The sequence below is a fragment of the Paracoccus aminovorans genome (genome assembly GCF_001546115.1).
Classification (GTDB): domain Bacteria; phylum Pseudomonadota; class Alphaproteobacteria; order Rhodobacterales; family Rhodobacteraceae; genus Paracoccus; species Paracoccus aminovorans_B.
Genome location: NZ_KQ955208.1, coordinates 2241204 through 2259060, shown reverse-complemented (window position 1 = coordinate 2259060; position 17857 = coordinate 2241204). Strand labels below are relative to the sequence as shown.

Genomic DNA, 17857 nt, shown 5'->3' with positions numbered 1-17857 from the left:
GCAGTTCCGAGGTTGAGCCCCGGGATTTCACCCCCAACTTTCTGGTCCGCCTACGTGCGCTTTACGCCCAGTAATTCCGAACAACGCTAGCCCCCTCCGTATTACCGCGGCTGCTGGCACGGAGTTAGCCGGGGCTTCTTCTGCTGGTACCGTCATTATCTTCCCAGCTGAAAGAGCTTTACAACCCTAAGGCCTTCATCACTCACGCGGCATGGCTAGATCAGGGTTGCCCCCATTGTCTAAGATTCCCCACTGCTGCCTCCCGTAGGAGTCTGGGCCGTGTCTCAGTCCCAGTGTGGCTGATCATCCTCTCAAACCAGCTATGGATCGTAGGCTTGGTAGGCCATTACCCCACCAACTACCTAATCCAACGCGGGCCGATCCTTCTCCGATAAATCTTTCCCCCAAGGGGCGTATACGGTATTACTCCCAGTTTCCCAGGGCTATTCCGTAGAGAAGGGCACGTTCCCACGCGTTACTCACCCGTCCGCCGCTAACCCCGAAGGGTTCGCTCGACTTGCATGTGTTAGGCCTGCCGCCAGCGTTCGTTCTGAGCCAGGATCAAACTCTCAAGTTGAAACGGCATGAGCCGTATCCTTGACGTAAGAACCTTGCACATCTGTCTCCTGCGCCTAGCAGGAGATCATCTCTGCTTGTCGTTCCACTTCCGTGAACCGTCAAACAGTGAAGCTGACACTCTCATCATCGGTTACCCTAGAGAGCCGATATGCAAACTTCCCAGTCGAAAACGACCAGACCGCCCGCATATCCCTTCATTCATACAGCAATGTCAAAAAGCAAAGGAAACAAAATCACGGATGATGCGCCACTCGCTCGACGCCCCAACCGGTCAGTCATTCCCAGAATTTCATCGGCTCAGCAACCCAAGGCCGCGTCCCCGCCCCGCCGCTGCGTCTTCGCTGCGTCGGTGAAGGGGTATCTAGGCCCCGGCGCCCAAGCTTGCAAGCGGAAAAATGCACGCCCCGGCAAGAATTTCATCAACCCCATGATTTGACGTCATTCTTCTGTCGCAATTCCGGGCAAGGTCGCGGCTCTCCTGCCGGACGGATAGGCGGAAATCCGAATCGGCTCGCGCGAAAACCGCCTGATTCCAGCGTCCTGGCGACTCGGGTCGCGGCAGATCGGCCGGGAGAAACGAAAAACGCGGCCCCGAGGGACCGCGTTTTCCTGATCGCATCTGCAAAGCGGCTCAGCGCTTCGAGAACTGGAACGAACGACGGGCTTTCGCCTTGCCGTATTTCTTGCGCTCGACGACGCGCGAGTCGCGGGTCAGGAAGCCGGCGGCCTTCAGCGCGGCGCGCAGCGCGGGCTCGTGCAGCTGCAGGGCTTTCGAGATGCCGTGCTTGACCGCACCGGCCTGGCCCGACAGGCCGCCACCGGCGACGGTGGCATAGACGTCGTACTGGCCGACGACGCCGGCCACTTCGAAGGGCTGGCGCAGGATCATCTGCAGCACCGGACGGGCGAAGTATTCCGCGATGTCCTTGCCGTTGACCACGACCTTGCCCGAACCCGGCTTGACCCAGACGCGGGCGACCGCATCCTTGCGCTTGCCGGTGGCATAGGCGCGGTTCAGCGAGTCGCGCTGCGCTTCGCGAACCGGGGCAGCCGCCGGAGCAGCCGTCGCGACCGATTTCAGATCGTCGAGGGTTTTGATGTCTTCGGCCATGGCTTACGCGCTCCGGGTATTCTTGGCGTTCATGGACTTGACGTCCAGGACTTCGGGCTGCTGAGCCTCATGCGGATGCTCGGCACCGGCATAGACGCGCAGGTTGGTCATCTGCTGCTTGCCCAGCTTGTTGCGCGAGATCATGCGCTCGACGGCCTTGGTCACCACACGCTCGGGGTGGGCGCCTTCCAGCACCTGGCGGGCGGTGCGGTGCTTGATGCCGCCCGGGTGGCCGGTGTGCCAGTAGTATTTCTTCTGGTCGCGCTTGTCGCCGGTCATCTGCACCTTGTCGGCGTTGATGATGATGACATTGTCGCCCATGTCCATGTGCGGGGTGAAGGTCGGCTTGTGCTTGCCACGCAGGCGCATCGCCACGATCGAGGCGAGACGGCCCAGAACGACGCCCTCGGCGTCGATCAGGATCCACTTCTTCTCGATCTCCGCCGGTTTCGCGGTATAGGTTTTCATCTGTCGGTCCCTTTGGGGGCTGTAATTCGAGATGGCGGTATATCGGCGAAAGCGGCGCACAAATCAAGCGTGGCGAAGCCGAAATTCCTTATGAAAACCAGGAGCTTGCAAAATAGGTATCTTGATACCGTATCGCAAGCCCCGATGTCACGCGGTTTTCGGCGGAATCGAGTAGGTCATCGAGCAGCGGGCGACCGGCTCGGCTGTGCCTTCGGAGTAGATCAGGCACTCGCCCACCGCCAGGACGCGGCCCAGCTTCAGGATCCGGCATTCGACCAGCAGGTCGCGCCCGGCCTCGGGCTTGCGCATGAAGTCGATCGAGGCATTGGTGGTCACCGCCAGCGCCACCTCGCCGATCCGCGACAGGATCGCCAGGTAGATCGCCACATCGGCCAGCGCGAACATCGACGGGCCGCTGACCGTGCCGCCGGGGCGCAGATGGCGGTCGTCGACCAGCAGCCGGGCGGTCATCGTGCCCTCGCCCACCGTCTCGACCCGCACCTGGCCGGCGATCTGCGGGAACGCCCGGCCGAGAAACTCGTTCAGCCGCTCGCGATCCATCTGCAATGCCATGCTTTCCCCCTGTCCTGCCGGCGGCTAGACTGGACGGCAAGGCCCGGCAAAGGCAAGCCGCGCCGTGACGTCAGGGAGACGAGGATGAAGGACGGAAACCCCGAGCCGCTGGTGCTGCGCGAGGACCAGGACAGGGTCGCGCGCCTGACGCTGAACAGCGCCTCGAACTACAACGCGCTGTCGACGGCGATGATCGACGCGCTGTCGGACGCGCTGGACGAGGTGGCGGCGGATCCGTCCATCCGGGTGCTGGTCCTGGCGGCCCGGGGCAAGGCCTTTTGCGCCGGCCACGACCTGCGCGAGATCCAGGGCGCCCGCGACGACGCGGACGACGGCCGCGCCGCCTATGAGCGGCTGTTCTCGCATTGCTCGGCGATGATGCAGAAGCTGCCCGCCCTGCCCCAGCCGGTGATTGCCGAGGTGCAGGGCATCGCCACCGCCGCCGGCTGCCAGCTGGTCGCCAGCTGCGACATGGCCGTCGCGGCCGAGGGCGTGCGCTTCGGGGTGAACGGGGTGAATATCGGGCTGTTCTGCTCGACCCCGATGGTGGCGCTGACCCGGGCGATCCCGCCGCGCGCCGCCTTCGAACTGCTGGTCACCGGCGATTTCATCGACGCCGCCCGGGCGCGCGAATTGGGACTGGTCAACCGCGTCGCCGCGCCCGAGGCGCTGACCGACGAGACCATGGCGCTGGCGCGGCAGATCGCCGGCAAGCTGCCGGCCGCCGTGCGCATGGGCAAGCGCGCCTTTCATACCCAGGCACGGATGGGCCTGGCCGAGGCCTATGGCGCAACCGGCGCGGTGATCTGCGAGAACCTGCTGCGCCCCGACACTGCCGAGGGCATCCAGGCCTTTCTGGAAAAGCGGTCGCCTGACTGGGATTGACGACCGGGACTAGCCCAGCCGCGCCAGCCAGGGAAAGGTCTCGAGCAGCCAATAGGCAAAGACCGGGAAGGCGCCGGTCAGCAGCGCCAGCCCGACCACGACCAGGAGCGCGCCCATGATGCGCTCGATCAGCTTCAGATGCGGCTTGATCCGGTTCATCAGTCCGATGGCACGGTTGATGAAGATGGCCGACAGCAGGAAGGGGATACCCAGGCCCAGGGCATAGACCGCCAGCAGCGCCGCCCCGCGCGAGGTCTCGGCCCCGGTCGCGGCCAGGGACAGGATCATGCCCAGCTGCGGACCGATGCAGGGCGTCCAGCCGAAGGCGAAGGCGAGGCCCAGGATATAGGCCCCGAAAGAGGTGCCGCCCTGCTCGCCGGCATCCAGCCGCGCCTCGCTGTCCAGGAAGGGGATGCGGATGACGCGCAGGAAATGCAGCCCCATCACGATCACCACCAGTCCCGCGCCGCGCGCCAGCCAGTCCTGCCATTGCAGGAACAGCCGCCCGAAGGCCGAGGCCGCCATGCCCATCAGCAAGAACACCGTCGAAAGGCCGAGGATGAAGAACAGCGCCGGCACCACCGCGCTGCGCTCGCCCGATTTCAGGCCGCCGACGCCCACGCCGGTCATATAGGCCAGATAGGGCGGCACCACCGGCAGCACGCAGGGCGACAAAAAGGACAGGATCCCGGCCAGCAGCGCGACCGTCGCTGCGGGCAAGAAGGCGGCGTCTGCAAGCTCGATTCCCAACATGATCGGCACCTTGCGCCAAGCGAAAGGCGCGGGAAAGCCCCGCGCCTGTCAATATTCCGTGGCTGCGACCATCGGCCCCAGAAACAGGCCGAGATCAGGCCGGGATCAGGCCGACCACCAGCCGCGCCGCTTGGGCCGCGCCGCCTCGTCCTCGGCCGCCATGGCGGGCTCGGGTTCGGGCTCGGGCAGGCTTTCCGGCTCGACCGCGGCTTCGGGCTGGCTTTCCGCTTGGGCCAGGGCTTCGGGTTCGGGCTCAGCTTCTTCGATGTCGCGTTGCGGCTCGGCGTCCGGTTGGGTCTCTGCGGCGGCGGGCTGCGGCTCGGCTGGGGCTTCCACCACCGTTTCCGCTTCGGCAACCGGCTCGGCAGGCGCTTCGACCGCCGGCTCGACCGGAAGCACATCGGCCGTCACCTCTGCGGCGACCGCTTCAGCGGCGGGCTCATCCTCGCCCTTGCGGCGACGGCTGCGAGTGCGGCGGCGCGGCTTCGCGGCCTCCTCGCCCGGCTCGGCCGTCGCTTCAGTAACCTCGGCGACAGCCTCGGGTTCTGCGACGGGCTCGGCCTCCTCGGGCTGGTCGGCCTCGGAGGTGCCCTCCTCGGCGTGATCCTCGCCCTCGCCATTGCGGCCACCGCGACGGCGGCGGCGGCGGCGGCGGCGCTTGCCGCCATTGTCACCCTCGTCCTCGCCATGCGACTCGCCGCGCGGCTCATCGGCAGCCTCGGCGACGCTGTCCTCGACCAGATCTTCGACCTCGTCGGCCTCTTCACCGTCGATCTGCGCCATCAGGCTGGCATCGACCGAAACCACCGGCGAGACCACTTCCGGCACGTTGCGGGTCGCGGTCTTGAACTTCTCGATGGCGTAATCGGGCGAGATCAACACCGGATCGGCCTCGACCCGCACCGACATGCCGTAGCGCGCCTCGATATTCGCGATATGCTCGCGCTTGGCGTTCATCAGGAAGTTGGCGACGGCGACCGGCGCCTTGACCAGCACCTCGCGCGAGCGCTTGCGGGTGCCCTCCTCCTCGATGGCGCGCAGGATGGTCAGCGCCAGGCTATCGTCCGAACGGATCAGCCCGGTGCCGTGGCAATGCGCGCAGGGCTGCGTGGTCGATTCCAGCATGCCCGGACGCAGGCGCTGGCGCGACATCTCCATCAGGCCGAAGCCCGAGATGCGGCCGACCTGGATCCGCGCCCGGTCGGTCTTGAGCTTGTCCTTGAAGCGCTTCTCGACGGCGGCGTTGTTCTTGCGCTCTTCCATGTCGATGAAGTCGATGACGATCAGCCCGGCCAGGTCGCGCAGCCGCAGCTGGCGGGCCACCTCGTCGGCGGCTTCCAGGTTGGTCTTCAGCGCGGTGTCCTCGATCGAACCTTCCTTGGTGGCCCGGCCCGAGTTCACGTCGATGGCGACCAGCGCCTCGGTCACGCCGATGACGATATAGCCGCCGGATTTCAGCTGCACGACCGGGTTGAACATGCCGCCCAGATAGCTTTCGACCTGGAAGCGCGCGAACAGCGGCATCTGGTCCTGGTAATGCTTCACGTTCTTGGCGTGGGACGGCATGATCATCTTCATGAAGTCCTTGGCCGTCCGGTAGCCCCGGTCGCCCTCGACCAGGACCTCGTCGATCTCTTTCGAGTAGATGTCGCGGATGGTGCGCTTGATCAGGTCGCCTTCCTCATAGACCGGCGCCGGGGCGATGGACTTGAAGGTCAGCTCGCGGATCTGTTCCCACAGCCGCATCAGGTATTCATAGTCGCGGCGGATTTCCGTCCGGGTCCGCTGGCTGCCGGCGGTGCGGATGATCAGCCCGGCGCCTTCCGGCACCTCCAGCTCGCTGGCGATTTCCTTGAGCTTCTTGCGGTCTGCGGCATTGGTGATCTTGCGGGAAATCCCGCCGCCGCGTGCGGTGTTCGGCATCAGCACGCAATAGCGGCCGGCGAGGCTCAGATAGGTGGTCAGGGCGGCGCCCTTGTTGCCGCGTTCTTCCTTGACGACCTGGACCAGCATGATCTGCCGGACCTTGATCACTTCCTGGATCTTGTAACGGCGGGCGCGCGGCTTCTTCGGCGGCCGGATTTCCTCGGTCACGTCCTCTTCGGCGACCGATTCGATGCCGTCATCCTCATGCGCGTCCTCGGCATGGGTGTCGGCCGCATCCTCGGCCGGGACGGGTTCCTGCGGCTCGGCGGCAATGGCCTCGGGCGCCGCGCCGTCCTCCTCGGACAGGTCGACGATGGTCATGCCGGCGATCTCGTCCGAACTGACCACGGCATCGCCATGCTCGGCGGCGGCGGGCTTCGGCCCCTTGCGGCGGCGTGGGTTGCGCTTGGTCTTTTCGCTCTCGTCGGCCTCGGCGGCGGCGGCCTGGCGCTCTTCCTCGATCAGCGCCTGCCTGTCGGCGGCGGGGATCTGGTAGTAATCGGGATGGATCTCGGCAAAGGCTAGGAAGCCGTGGCGGTTGCCGCCGTAATCCACGAAGGCGGCCTGCAGCGAGGGTTCGACCCGCGTCACCTTGGCCAGGTAGATATTGCCAGCAAGCTGCCGCTTGTTGACCGTCTCGAAATCAAATTCCTCGACTTTGGTTCCATCGACCACGACCACCCGAGTCTCCTCGGCATGCGTGGCGTCGATCAGCATTTTCTTGGACATGTTTCCGTCTTTCGGGCAGCCGCACCGGCCCGCCCAGGGGCGGGAGAAGGGTTCGGCTGTCATGTGAGAGGACGACGACGCCCGCGCGGACGGCAGCAATCGCGGCGGCCGGGGTCATCCCCTGCCGCCGTTGCCGATCAAGCTGCCTTGCGCGATCCATCGCGTCTGTTTACCTTTCTTGGCCCGTCCCGCGAGGGGTCCGGGCGGCGATATGTTCGCCCAGAGGCCCGGACCGGGCATGGGCTGGATTTTCCCGCGCGTCGCACCACCGGCACTTTTCGGGTGTCGCGGCTGGCCACGCGCTGCGAAACTTTCGAGGCAGACAATCCGGAATTGAGATCACCCAGCCTTGCACCGGCAAGATAGCGGGGAAACGCGCGCCGTTACAATCAGTTTTTCGCTGGCTCCATTCCGGGCCCGGATCTTAGCCCATCAGGGCCAGCAGAACGGCCAGCAGCGGCAGGGCCAGCACCAGCCCGCCGATCAGCAGACGCGGCGACGGGCGGCCCGAGAAATGGCGCCAGCCGGCAACGGCCAACAGCACCAGGCCCGCGACCGACGAGGCCAGCAAGGCCAGCCCCGCCACGATGAGCCAGCCGAAATCATAACCGCCCGTCGCTTCGCTGCGCAGACGCATGCTGCCCCCGATTACAGATAGTCGCCGCGGCTCAGCCCGTATTTCGCCATCTTCTCGTTCAGGGTCCGGCGCGGCAGGCACAGCTCATCCATGACGGCGGCGATGCTGCCCTTGTGGCGGCGCATGGTGTTGTCGATCAGCATCTTCTCGAAGCTCTCGACATATTCCTTGAGCGGCTTGCCCTCGGTGGTCGTCGCCTCCTGCGTCTCCTCGCCGTCGGCCATCAGCAGCGAGGCGATCGAGCCCGAGCCGCGGCGGTTCTGCAAGACCGCGCGCTCGGCCACGTTGATCAGCTGGCGCACGTTGCCCGGCCAGGGCGCCTGCAACAGCTGCGCCGCCTCTTGCGCGGTGACCTGCGGCGGCTCGCAGCCGTATTCCTCGGCGAATTGCTCGGTCATGCGGGTGAACAGCGACAGGATGTCCTCGCCGCGCGACCGCAGCGGCGGCAGGGTGATCTTCAGCGCGGTCAGGCGATAGAACAGGTCGGGACGCAGCGAATCCTCGGCCCGGCGGCCCTCGCCGCGCGCGTTGGAAATGGCGATGATCCGGGTCTCGGCCGGGCTGCCCTGCTCGGCGATGAAGGCCAGAAGCCGTGCCTGCAACCCATCCGACAGCGCCTCGATGTCCTCGAGGCACAGGGTGCCGCCGCGCGCCTCCTCGACGGCGGGCAGGCCGTTCTCGACCGGGCCGAACAGCTTCGCCGCCAGCACCTCGTCGTTATAGGCGGCGCAGGAAATCGGCACGAATTTCTTGCTGGCGCGCGGCCCGACCGCGTGCAGCGCATGGGCGACCAGCGTCTTGCCGGTGCCGGTCTCGCCGTCGATCAGCACATGGCCATCGGCCTGGCCCAGGTCCAGGATGTCCTCGCGCAGCCGGTCCATGACCGGGCTGGCGCCGATCAGCTTGGACATGACCTGCTGGCCTTCCGACAGGTCGCGGCGCAGGGCGCGGTTGTCCAGCGTCATGCGCCGGGCCTGGGTCGCCTTCTTGACCAGCTCGGTCAGCCGTTCGGGGTTGAAGGGCTTTTCCATGAAGTCCATGGCGCCGATCCGCATGGCCTCGACCGCCATCGGCACGTCGCCATGGCCGGTGATCATGATGACCGGCAGGCCCGAATCAATCCCCATCAGCCGCTTGAGGAAGGCCATCCCGTCCATGCCCGGCATGCGGATGTCGGAGATCACCACCCCCGGCCAGTCGGCGCCGATCACCTTCAGCGCCTCTTCGGCGCCCGGAAAGGTCTCGGTCTCGAACCCCGAGAGCACCAGCCACTGGCTGATGGATTCCCGCATGTCCGGTTCATCATCCACCACTGCAATCTTCAAAGTGCGGCTCATGGGTCTTTACCCTTTCCTGTCATTCCGCCGCCAGCCCGGTCCCCGTCTTGCGCCGGGGATCATGGAGCGGCAGCTCAAGTTCGAATACGGCGCCCCGGCCGCCCTCGTCCGACGCGTTATGCGCGGTCAGGCGGCCCCCGAAATCGGCGGCGATCCCTGATGAGATCGCCAGGCCCAGTCCGGTCCCCTCCCCGGGCTTCTTGGTGGTGAAGAAGGGTTCAAACAGGTTTTCCAGGTCCGATACACCCGGCCCGTTGTCGCGAACGGACAAGAATGCGTGAGAGCCCGAGCCCACGGTGATCTCGATGGCCGGGTCGCGCAGGCCCTTGATGGCGTCGACGGCATTGCGCAGCAGGTTGATGATGATCTGCTCCAGCCGGATGCGGTCGCAATAGACCATGACCGGATAGCGCGGGATATTGCGCTGCAACCGGATCGTCCGCTGGCGCAGCTGCGGTTCCATCATCACCAGCGCGCTCGACAGCGCGGCGCGCAGATCGACCGGCTCGAAGGCCTCGCCGCCCTTCCTGGCATAGGATTTCAGCTGCCGGGTGATGGCGCCCATGCGCTCGATCAGGTCGTCGATGCGCTGGAAGCTCGACAGCGCCTCCTCGGACCGGCCGCGCTGCAACAAGAGCCGCGCCCCGGCCAGATAGGTCTTCATCGCCGCCAGCGGCTGGTTCAGCTCATGACTGACGCCGGCCGACATCTCGCCCAGCGCCGCCAGCTTGCTGGATTGCTGCACGGTCTGCTCGGCGACGCGCAATTCCTTCTGCACCCGCTCGCGCTCGGCGATCTCGCGGGTCAGGCGCATGTTCAGCGCCCGCAGATCGGCCGATTCGCGCATCCAGGCCGCCGATTCGACCCGCGCCCGGCGCGACAGCAGATAGAACACCGCCGCCAGCAGGATGGCGAAGCCCATGATCACCATGGCCAGCACGGCGTTCACCCGCTCGCGCACCGACTCGTAGGTGGTGAAGGCGATCATCTTCCAGCCGCGGAACGGGATCCGGGTCTCGGATTGCATCACCGCGCGGCCCTCGACATAGGCATCGGCCGGGGTTGCGGCCCAGTCGGCGGTGACCTGGAAGGCCCGCGCGATCGAGGACGGCGCCGAACGCACCGCCAGCGCCTCGGGCAGGGTCAGGCCCCGCCAGCGCGGCTCGGTCGCCAGGATGATCGCGCCCTCGCTGTCCGTCACCGCGATGGCGTCCGAGATCCCGGCCCAGGACCGCACCAGACGAGTCAGGTCGGCCCCGACCACGACCACGCCCAGCGTGCGCCCGTCGGCGACCACCGTGCGGGAATAGGTAAACTCATAGGCCCCCTGCGGCGAGGGCGAGACGGTGAAAACGGTATCCTTCGACCGCAAGGCCTCGACGAAGAACGGCTCCTGCACGTAATTCGTGCCGATCAGGTTGCGGTCGGTCGATCCCACCACCCGGCCCGAGGCGTCGAGCAGCTTGATCGAGGCCGCCGCGATCTCTTTCTGGGCCGAGATCAGCCGCGCCGAGGTGCCCGAGAAATCGTTCCCGGTCAGCGCCGAAATCAGCGCCGGATCCCGCGCCAGCAGCAAGGGCACGACCGAGGTGCGCTGCAGCTCGGACAGCAGGTTCCCGGTATACAGCGCCGAGCGCAGCTCGGTGCGCACTCGCGTCGTCTCCGAAAACCGCGCGGTCAGCCAGGCGTTGGTGAACCAGATCGTGCCGGCCGCCAGGACCAGCAGCGCGGCGATGGCGCCGCGCATGCCCCATCGGCCGGTCAAGCCAGCCCTGCCCTCCGACAGCCCGATGGAGTTCCCGTCGTCTCGCATGCGCCTCCGGCATCACCCCGCGCCCCCGGTGATCGGGAAAGTCTAATCCCCGAACGGGCGCCGCTCAAGTCAAGCCGAGACAAGCTCTTGCATCAACGAGGCAAAAAGCCCGGCGCCGGCGGTGCCGCCATGGCCGATATCGGCCGCCCGCTCGGGGTGCGGCATCATGCCCAGCACGCGGCGGTTCTCGGACAGCACCCCGGCGATGTCGCGGACCGAGCCGTTGATGCCCGGCGCATAGCTGAAGGCGATGCGGTCCTGGTCCCGCAGCGCCGCCAGGCCTTCGGCATCGATCTGGTAATTTCCATCGTGATGCGCCACCGGAATGCGGATCTCCTGTCCGGCGGCATAGGCGCGGGTAAAGGCGCTGTCGCTGGTCTCGACCCGCAGCAGCACCTCGCGGCAGATGAATTTCAGCCCGGCATTGCGCATCAGCGCGCCCGGCAGCAGCCCCAGTTCGGTCAGCACCTGGAAGCCGTTGCAGATGCCCAGCACATAGCCGCCGCGCGCCGCATGGGTCCTGACCGCGGCGGCGATCGGCGAATGCGCGGCAATCGCGCCGCAGCGCAGATAGTCGCCAAAGGAAAACCCGCCCGGCACGGCAACCAGGTCGATGCCCTCGGGCAGCGCCGCGTCCTTGTGCCAGACCCGGGCAACCTCGGCTCCGGCCTGCTCCAGCGCGACGGCCAAATCGCGGTCGCAATTCGATCCGGGAAAGGTGATGACGGCGGCTTTCATGACAGGGACTCCCTCTGGGCTTGCGCCTGCCATACTCCAAGCCCGCTCCTATGTTAAGCCGCCTTGATCCTTCTCTGTTTCACAAATACCCGAAGAAACCGCGCCCAAACCCGCTTTCCGTTTCCCAAATACCCACAGGCCTACCGCGCCACGAAGGAAAAGGGCCGAGGGTTTCCCCCCGGCCCGGCAAGCCCTTCAGGCAATCCGATCAGGCCAGCGCCTTGTTCAGATATTCGTCGACCTTTTCCAGATAGCCGATGGTGGTCAGCCATTTCTGGTCCGGCCCGACCAGCAGCGCCAGATCCTTGGTCATGTAGCCGTCCTCGACCGCCTGCACGGTCACGCGCTCCAGCGTATTGGCGAAGTTCAGCAGCGCCTCGTTGCTGTCCAGCTTGGCGCGGTGCTTCAGACCGCCGGTCCAGGCAAAGATCGAGGCGATCGAGTTGGTCGAGGTCTGGTTGCCCTTCTGGTGCTCGCGGTAATGCCGCGTCACCGTGCCATGCGCGGCTTCGGATTCGACGATCTTGCCGTCCGGCGTCATCAGCACCGAGGTCATCAGCCCCAGCGAGCCGAAGCCCTGCGCCACGATGTCCGATTCGACGTCGCCGTCGTAGTTCTTGCAGGCCCAGACATAGCCGCCCGACCATTTCAGCGCCGAGGCGACCATGTCGTCGATCAGCCGGTGCTCATAGGTGATGCCGGCCTTCTTGAACTTGTCCTCGAACTCGGCGGCATAGACCTCGGCGAAGATGTCCTTGAAGCGGCCGTCATAGGCTTTCAGGATGGTGTTCTTGGTCGAGAGATAGACCGGATAGCCGCGCTGCAGCCCGTAGTTCATCGAGGCGCGGGCAAAGTCGCGGATCGAATCGTCCAGGTTGTACATGGCCATGGCCACGCCGGCGCCGGGCGACTGATAGACCTCGTGCTCGATGGTCTCGCCATCCTCGCCGACGAACTTGATCGTCAGCGTGCCTTTGCCGGGGAAGCGGAAATCGGTGGCTTTGTACTGGTCGCCGAAGGCGTGGCGGCCGACGACGATGGGCTGGGTCCAGTGCGGCACCAGGCGCGGCACGTTCTTGCAGATGATCGGCTCGCGGAAGATCACGCCGCCCAGGATGTTGCGGATGGTGCCGTTGGGCGACTTCCACATCTTCTTCAGGCCGAATTCCTCGACGCGGGCCTCGTCGGGGGTGATGGTGGCGCATTTCACGCCGACGCCGTATTGCTTGATCGCATTGGCGGCATCCACGGTGATCTGGTCGTTGGTGCGGTCACGCTCCTCGATGCCCAGATCGTAGTATTTCAGGTCCACGTCCAGATAGGGCAGGATCAGCTTCTGCTTGATGAAGTCCCAGATGATCCGGGTCATCTCGTCGCCGTCGAGCTCGACGACCGGGTTCGCTACCTTGATCTTCGACATGGGTGGTCCCTTGTGGTTAGGATTCGGCTGCCCGCCCTATAGCCGCAAATCGCCGCGAGGGAAAGGGTGGTATGCAATCGCATACCAATCGTCGGGAAAAGGGCGGACCGCGTCCCACAGCCCCCGGGCGATCAGTCTCCACCGCAAGCCGTGATCCGTCAAGCCGGCCGCCGGCGCGGCCGGCCGACCGTCTCCATCAGCTCCGAAAATAGACCCGGGCGCTTTCGCTGAGCCAGGTCCACAACCCCGGCGCACCGCGCTGGATGCGGATGCCGACGCGCTCGACCAGTTGCTCATAGGTGACGCTGTATTCCATCCACGAGCCGCCGCCGCAGGCGATGTTCTGCATCACCGGCTGCGCCCGGTCCAGCGATTTGGCGAAGACCGCGGCGGGCGTCTCGTTGGCCTCGAACTCGGACCAGAGCGCGCGCAGCTCCGCCCCCAAAGGCGCGGGCAACAGGCCGAACAGACGGTCGGCGGCGGCTTCCTCGGCCGCCAGTTGCGCGGCGCCGTGGTGCGCGTCGCCGTTCTGGGCGTGGATCGGCACGTCGCCCGCGTCGATCTCGACCAGGTCGTGCAGGATCAGCATGCGGATCACCCGGCCAATATCGACCTCCGGCTCGGCCTGCGGCGCCATGACCAGCGCATAAAGCGCCAGATGCCAGCTGTGCTCGGCGCTGTTTTCCCGGCGCGAGCCGTCGCAAAGCAGGCTGGCACGCCAGACGGATTTCAGCCGGTCGGCCTCGGCCAGGAAGGCCAGGCAGCGGGCCAGATCGCCCTGCGGCGCACGACCGTCCAGCAGGGCCTGCGCCGCCTCCATGGCCTCGGGCCATTCCGTCCACAGCCGCCGGGCGCGGCCCGAATGCATGTTGTCGCGGACGATCTGCACGTGATCCGCCAAAGGCTCGGACGCGCCCAGCACCTGGAACAGCGGCTGGATATGGTCCATGCGCTTGGCGATGCGGGCGTCGGCGGTCTCGCCGGCCTCGAATTCCTGCCACAGCGCCAGCAGCCGCGCGCCGTCGGGCAGCATGGCGAACAGCCGCCGCGCCGCCGCCAACTCGGCCGCCTCGACGGCGGCCGCGTCATGGGCCAGGTGGATCGGATGGTCGCCGGTGTCGATCTCGACCAGGTCGTGCAGCAGGATCATGGCGATGGCCCGATCCGACGCGCCGAAGACCAGCGCATAAAGCGCGACATGCCAGCTGTGCTCGGCGCTGTTTTCCGGCCGCGACAGGTCCATCAGCACATTCGCGCGGCTGACCGACTTCAGCCGGTCGGCCTCGGTCAGGAAGGCGAAGCGGGCCGCGAGATCCGCCATCGCCTAGCGCGACGACTCGGTCAGGCGGCGGCGGACATAGCTTTGCACCGTGTCGATCATCGGCTTCATGTGGACCTCGTCGTCGCGGAAGAAATGGTCCGCGCCCTCGATTTCCTCATGGGTGATGGTGATGCCCTTCTGCTCGCGCAGCTTGCCGACCAGGGCATGGGTGTCCTTGGGCGGCGCCACGCGGTCGGCGGTGCCGTTGATGATCAGCCCCGAGGACGGGCACGGCGCCAGGAAGGAAAAGTCGTACATGTTCGCCGGCGGCGCGACCGAGATGAAGCCGGTGATCTCGGGCCGGCGCATCAGCAGTTGCATGCCGATCCAGGCACCGAAGGAAAAGCCCGCCACCCAGCAGTGCTTGCTGTTGGGGTTCATCGCCTGCAGATAGTCCAGCGCCGAGGCGGCATCCGAAAGCTCGCCGATGCCCTGGTCGAACTCGCCCTGGCTGCGGCCGACGCCGCGGAAATTGAACCGCATGACGGTAAAGCCCATGCGGTGGAAGGCGTAATGCAAATTATAGACGACCCGGTTGTTCATCGTGCCGCCATACTGCGGATGCGGGTGCAGCACGATGGCGATCGGGGCGTCGGGATTGGACTGCGCGTGATAGCGGCCTTCCAGACGACCTTCGGGACCGGGGAAAATCAGTTCGGGCATGGGCTTCCTTCGGGTGTCGGGTTTCTTGACCCTGTGACGGCGCGGCTCTAGATCGTCAATCTGGGAAGCGCGCCCGAAATAGGCAAGACGCATCAAGAACGGCGCGGGGGAATTAGCCCTCGCCGCACGTTTCGTCAATGCTTTGCCGCCAAAGGGGAGAGGCACGATGAAACTGTCAACCAAGGGACGCTATGCCATGGTGGCGCTGGTGGACCTGGCCATCGCCAAGGGCGACGACCTGACCTCGCTGGCCGAGATCTCGGCCCGGCAGGATATCTCGCTGCCCTATCTCGAGCAGCTCTTCGTGCGCCTGCGCCGCGCCGGGCTGGTCGAATCGGTGCGCGGGCCGGGCGGCGGCTATCGGCTTGCCAAAGCGCCCGAGACGATCCGCGTCGCCGATGTGCTGGAGGCGGTGGACGAAACCGTCAGCGCGCTGCATGTCGGCGCCGGCGCCTCGGGCGGAGTTTCGGGCTCGCGGGCGCAGACGCTGTCGAACCGGCTGTGGGAAAGCCTGTCGGCGCATGTCTATGTCTTCCTGCACAATCATACGCTGGCCGACGTGGCCCGCAACCAGCTGCTGCCCTGCCCGGCGCTGCCGAAGCTGCTGTCCATCGTGGACGACTAGGCCATGCGGGTTCTGGTCGCCGGTCTGGGCAACATGGGCCGCAGCCACGCGCTGGCCTGGGCAAAGCAGCCCGGCGCGGAACTGGTCGGGCTGGTCAACCGCAGCCCGGTCGCGCTGCCGCCGGAACTGGCCGCGATTCCGCAGAGCCAGGATTTCCACGAGGCGCTGGCCCGGCTGCGCCCGGACCTGGTCGTGGTCGCGACCTATTCCGACAGCCATGCCGAATATGCCATCGCCGCGATGCGGGCCGGCGCCCATGTCTTCGTCGAGAAGCCGCTGGCGACCACGGTCCAGGACGCCCGCCGCGTGGTCGAGACCGCGCAAGAAACCGGCCGCAAGCTGGTCGTGGGTTACATCCTGCGCCATCATCCCAGCTGGCAGCGCCTGATCGCCGAGGCCCGCGCGCTTGGCGGCCCCTATGTCTTTCGCCTGAACCTGAACCAGCAAAGCAGCGGCCCGACCTGGGAGGTGCACAAGGCGCTGATGCGCACCACGCCGCCCATCGTTGATTGCGGCGTGCATTACGTCGACGTCATGTGCCAGATCACCGATGCCGCCCCGGTCGAGGTGCGCGGCATGGGCCTGCGCCTGTCCAGGGAAATCGCCGCCGACGCCTATAACTACGGCCATTTCCAGGTGCTGTTCCAGGACGGCTCGCTGGGCTGGTACGAGGCGGGCTGGGGCCCGATGATGTCGGACACCGCGTTTTTCGTGAAGGACGTGGTCAGCCCGAACGGCGCCGTCAGCATCCGCATGGCCGAGGACGCGCGCTCGGACGACATCGACACCCATACCCGCACCGCGACGCTGCGCCTGCACAAGGTGGGAGAGCCGGACCAGGACCTGTCGATGACCGGAGAGCCGGACCACCAGGCGCTTTGCGACGCCGAGGCCGCCTTCATGGCCCGCGCCATCGCCGAGAATGCCGACCTGACGCGGCACATGCAGGATGCGGTGTCCTCGCTGGCGGTCTGCCTTGCCGCCGATGAATCCGTCCGGACCGGCCAGCCGGTGCGTTTGCGCTGATCCGTCACGCGGCCGTCACGCTTCCTTGCGAAACGGGCCGGGTGGCCCTAAATGAGCCTTTCCTTTTGACCTAGCACGGTTTCGCGACCGGGAGCCCGCGCCATGTCCGACCTTCAGACGCCCTTCTACCTGATCGACCTCGCGAAACTGCGGGTGAACATGGAGCGGATCGCCCATCTGCGGGAACGCTCGGGGGCGAAATGCCTGCTGGCGCTGAAATGCTTCGCGACCTGGGGCGCCTTCGACTTCATGCGCCCGTTCATGGACGGCACTACCTCGTCCTCGCTCTTCGAGCTGCGGCTGGGGCATGAGGAATTCGGCAAGGAAACCCATGCCTATTCCGTGGCCTGGGCCGATCACGAAATCGACGAGGCGCTGGGTTACGCCGACAAGATCATCTTCAACTCGCTGGGCCAGCTGGACCGTTTCGGCGCCAAGGCGGGCGCGCGCGGCATCGCCATGGGGCTGCGGCTGAACCCGCGCTTTTCGACCTCGGGCTTCGACCTGGCCGATCCGGCGCGGCCGTTCTCGCGGCTGGGCGAATGGGACCTGCCGCGGCTGGAGCAGGCGCTGGACCGCATCAGCGGCGTGATGATCCACTACAACTGCGAGAATGCTGATTTCGACCTGTTCGGCGCGCAGCTTGGCCGGATCGAGGCGGAATTCGGCGGCTTCCTTGAAAAGCTGGACTGGGTCAGCTTGGGCGGCGGCATCCATTTCACCGGCGACGGCTATCCGCTGGACCCGCTGGCCGACCGGCTGAAGGCGTTCTCGGACCGCTTCGGGGTGCAGGTCTTCCTGGAACCGGGCGAGGCCAGCATCACCCGCTCGACCTCGCTGGAAGTCACGGTGCTGGACGTGATCCATCACGGCAAGGACGTCGCCATCGTGGACTCGAGCATCGAGGCGCATATGCTGGACCTGCTGATCTATCGCGAGACGGCAAAGCTGCCGCAAGAGGGCGAGCATCCCTATCAGATCGCCGGCAAGACCTGCCTGGCCGGCGACATCTTCGGCGAAGGCCGCTTCCCGCGGCCGCTGAAGGTCGGCGACCGCATCAGCATCGCCGATGCCGGCGGCTATACCATGGTGAAGAAGAACTGGTTCAACGGCGTCGCCATGCCCGCCATTGCCATCCGGGCCGAGGACGGAACGATCCGCAGCGTCCGCCGGTTCTCTTACGACGATTACAAAGCCAGCCTGTCCTGAACCGGCCCGCCATTCCCCTTCCCAGCCCCGAAAAGGAGATCGAA

At 66.2% G+C, this 17857-nt stretch carries 16 protein-coding genes and 1 rRNA gene (1 of these 17 running past the window's edge); 4 read left to right on the top strand and 13 right to left on the bottom strand.

Annotated features, from left to right (window positions below):
- From ASV56_RS11510 to ASV56_RS11495, 4 genes are all read right to left on the bottom strand, one after another.
- A 16S ribosomal RNA gene (locus ASV56_RS11510) occupies positions 1–577 on the bottom strand (it extends 825 nt beyond the left edge of the window).
- Positions 578–1210: 633 nt separating this feature from the next.
- Positions 1211–1690 carry a 30S ribosomal protein S9 gene (gene rpsI, locus ASV56_RS11505; RefSeq protein WP_062562088.1) on the bottom strand — a complete coding sequence of 160 codons (480 nt, stop codon included), beginning with the start codon at positions 1688–1690 and terminating at the stop codon, positions 1211–1213.
- Between the two features lie 3 nt (positions 1691–1693).
- Positions 1694–2158 (bottom strand): 50S ribosomal protein L13, encoded by a 465-nt coding sequence (rplM, locus tag ASV56_RS11500; protein ID WP_017998496.1) that lies wholly within the window; start codon positions 2156–2158, stop codon positions 1694–1696.
- Positions 2159–2305: 147 nt separating this feature from the next.
- The gene (locus tag ASV56_RS11495) at positions 2306–2731 is read right to left on the bottom strand and encodes a PaaI family thioesterase (RefSeq protein ID WP_062562087.1); all 426 of its coding nucleotides are present in this window, start codon (positions 2729–2731) and stop codon (positions 2306–2308) included.
- Between the two features lie 84 nt (positions 2732–2815).
- Between ASV56_RS11495 and ASV56_RS11490 the strand changes: the two genes are divergently transcribed.
- Positions 2816–3616, top strand: coding sequence for an enoyl-CoA hydratase (locus ASV56_RS11490; RefSeq protein ID WP_062562086.1), 801 nt, complete (start codon positions 2816–2818; stop codon positions 3614–3616).
- Between the two features lie 9 nt (positions 3617–3625).
- Here the strand turns inward: ASV56_RS11490 and ASV56_RS11485 are convergent, their stop codons facing one another.
- From ASV56_RS11485 to ASV56_RS11445, 9 genes are all read right to left on the bottom strand, one after another.
- Positions 3626–4369 (bottom strand): cytochrome c biogenesis CcdA family protein, encoded by a 744-nt coding sequence (locus ASV56_RS11485; RefSeq protein ID WP_062562085.1) that lies wholly within the window; start codon positions 4367–4369, stop codon positions 3626–3628.
- 105 nt (positions 4370–4474) lie between these two features.
- Positions 4475–7024, bottom strand: a complete 2550-nt coding sequence (locus tag ASV56_RS11480; RefSeq protein ID WP_062562084.1) for an Rne/Rng family ribonuclease — start codon at positions 7022–7024, stop codon at positions 4475–4477.
- 424 nt (positions 7025–7448) lie between these two features.
- Entirely contained in the window at positions 7449–7661 is a 213-nt protein-coding gene (locus ASV56_RS11475; RefSeq protein WP_062562083.1) for a hypothetical protein, read from the bottom strand.
- A gap of 11 nt (positions 7662–7672) precedes the next feature.
- Positions 7673–8998: a sigma-54-dependent transcriptional regulator gene (locus ASV56_RS11470; protein ID WP_062562082.1), complete on the bottom strand. Its 1326-nt coding sequence runs from the start codon at positions 8996–8998 to the stop codon at positions 7673–7675.
- Positions 8999–9017: 19 nt separating this feature from the next.
- The gene (locus tag ASV56_RS11465; protein ID WP_062562081.1) at positions 9018–10745 is read right to left on the bottom strand and encodes a sensor histidine kinase; all 1728 of its coding nucleotides are present in this window, start codon (positions 10743–10745) and stop codon (positions 9018–9020) included.
- A 135-nt stretch (positions 10746–10880) separates the two neighbouring features.
- Positions 10881–11549: a phosphoribosylformylglycinamidine synthase subunit PurQ gene (purQ, locus tag ASV56_RS11460; RefSeq protein WP_062562080.1), complete on the bottom strand. Its 669-nt coding sequence runs from the start codon at positions 11547–11549 to the stop codon at positions 10881–10883.
- A gap of 208 nt (positions 11550–11757) precedes the next feature.
- Positions 11758–12969: an NADP-dependent isocitrate dehydrogenase gene (locus ASV56_RS11455; RefSeq protein ID WP_017998505.1), complete on the bottom strand. Its 1212-nt coding sequence runs from the start codon at positions 12967–12969 to the stop codon at positions 11758–11760.
- Between the two features lie 196 nt (positions 12970–13165).
- Positions 13166–14290, bottom strand: coding sequence for an HD domain-containing protein (locus ASV56_RS11450; RefSeq protein ID WP_062562079.1), 1125 nt, complete (start codon positions 14288–14290; stop codon positions 13166–13168).
- Positions 14291–14293: 3 nt separating this feature from the next.
- Positions 14294–15046 (bottom strand): alpha/beta hydrolase, encoded by a 753-nt coding sequence (locus ASV56_RS11445; protein WP_367577069.1) that lies wholly within the window; start codon positions 15044–15046, stop codon positions 14294–14296.
- Positions 15047–15119: 73 nt separating this feature from the next.
- On the opposite strand from ASV56_RS11445, the gene ASV56_RS11440 reads away from it, so the two are divergent.
- The 3 genes from ASV56_RS11440 to ASV56_RS11430 all read left to right on the top strand — a co-directional run bounded on the left by ASV56_RS11440 (position 15120) and on the right by ASV56_RS11430 (position 17813).
- The gene (locus ASV56_RS11440; RefSeq protein WP_062562077.1) at positions 15120–15578 is read left to right on the top strand and encodes a Fe-S cluster assembly transcriptional regulator IscR; all 459 of its coding nucleotides are present in this window, start codon (positions 15120–15122) and stop codon (positions 15576–15578) included.
- A 3-nt stretch (positions 15579–15581) separates the two neighbouring features.
- Positions 15582–16604 carry a Gfo/Idh/MocA family protein gene (locus tag ASV56_RS11435; RefSeq protein ID WP_062562076.1) on the top strand — a complete coding sequence of 341 codons (1023 nt, stop codon included), beginning with the start codon at positions 15582–15584 and terminating at the stop codon, positions 16602–16604.
- Between the two features lie 102 nt (positions 16605–16706).
- Entirely contained in the window at positions 16707–17813 is a 1107-nt protein-coding gene (locus ASV56_RS11430; protein ID WP_062562075.1) for a carboxynorspermidine decarboxylase, read from the top strand.
- The last annotated feature ends 44 nt before the right edge of the window (positions 17814–17857 follow it).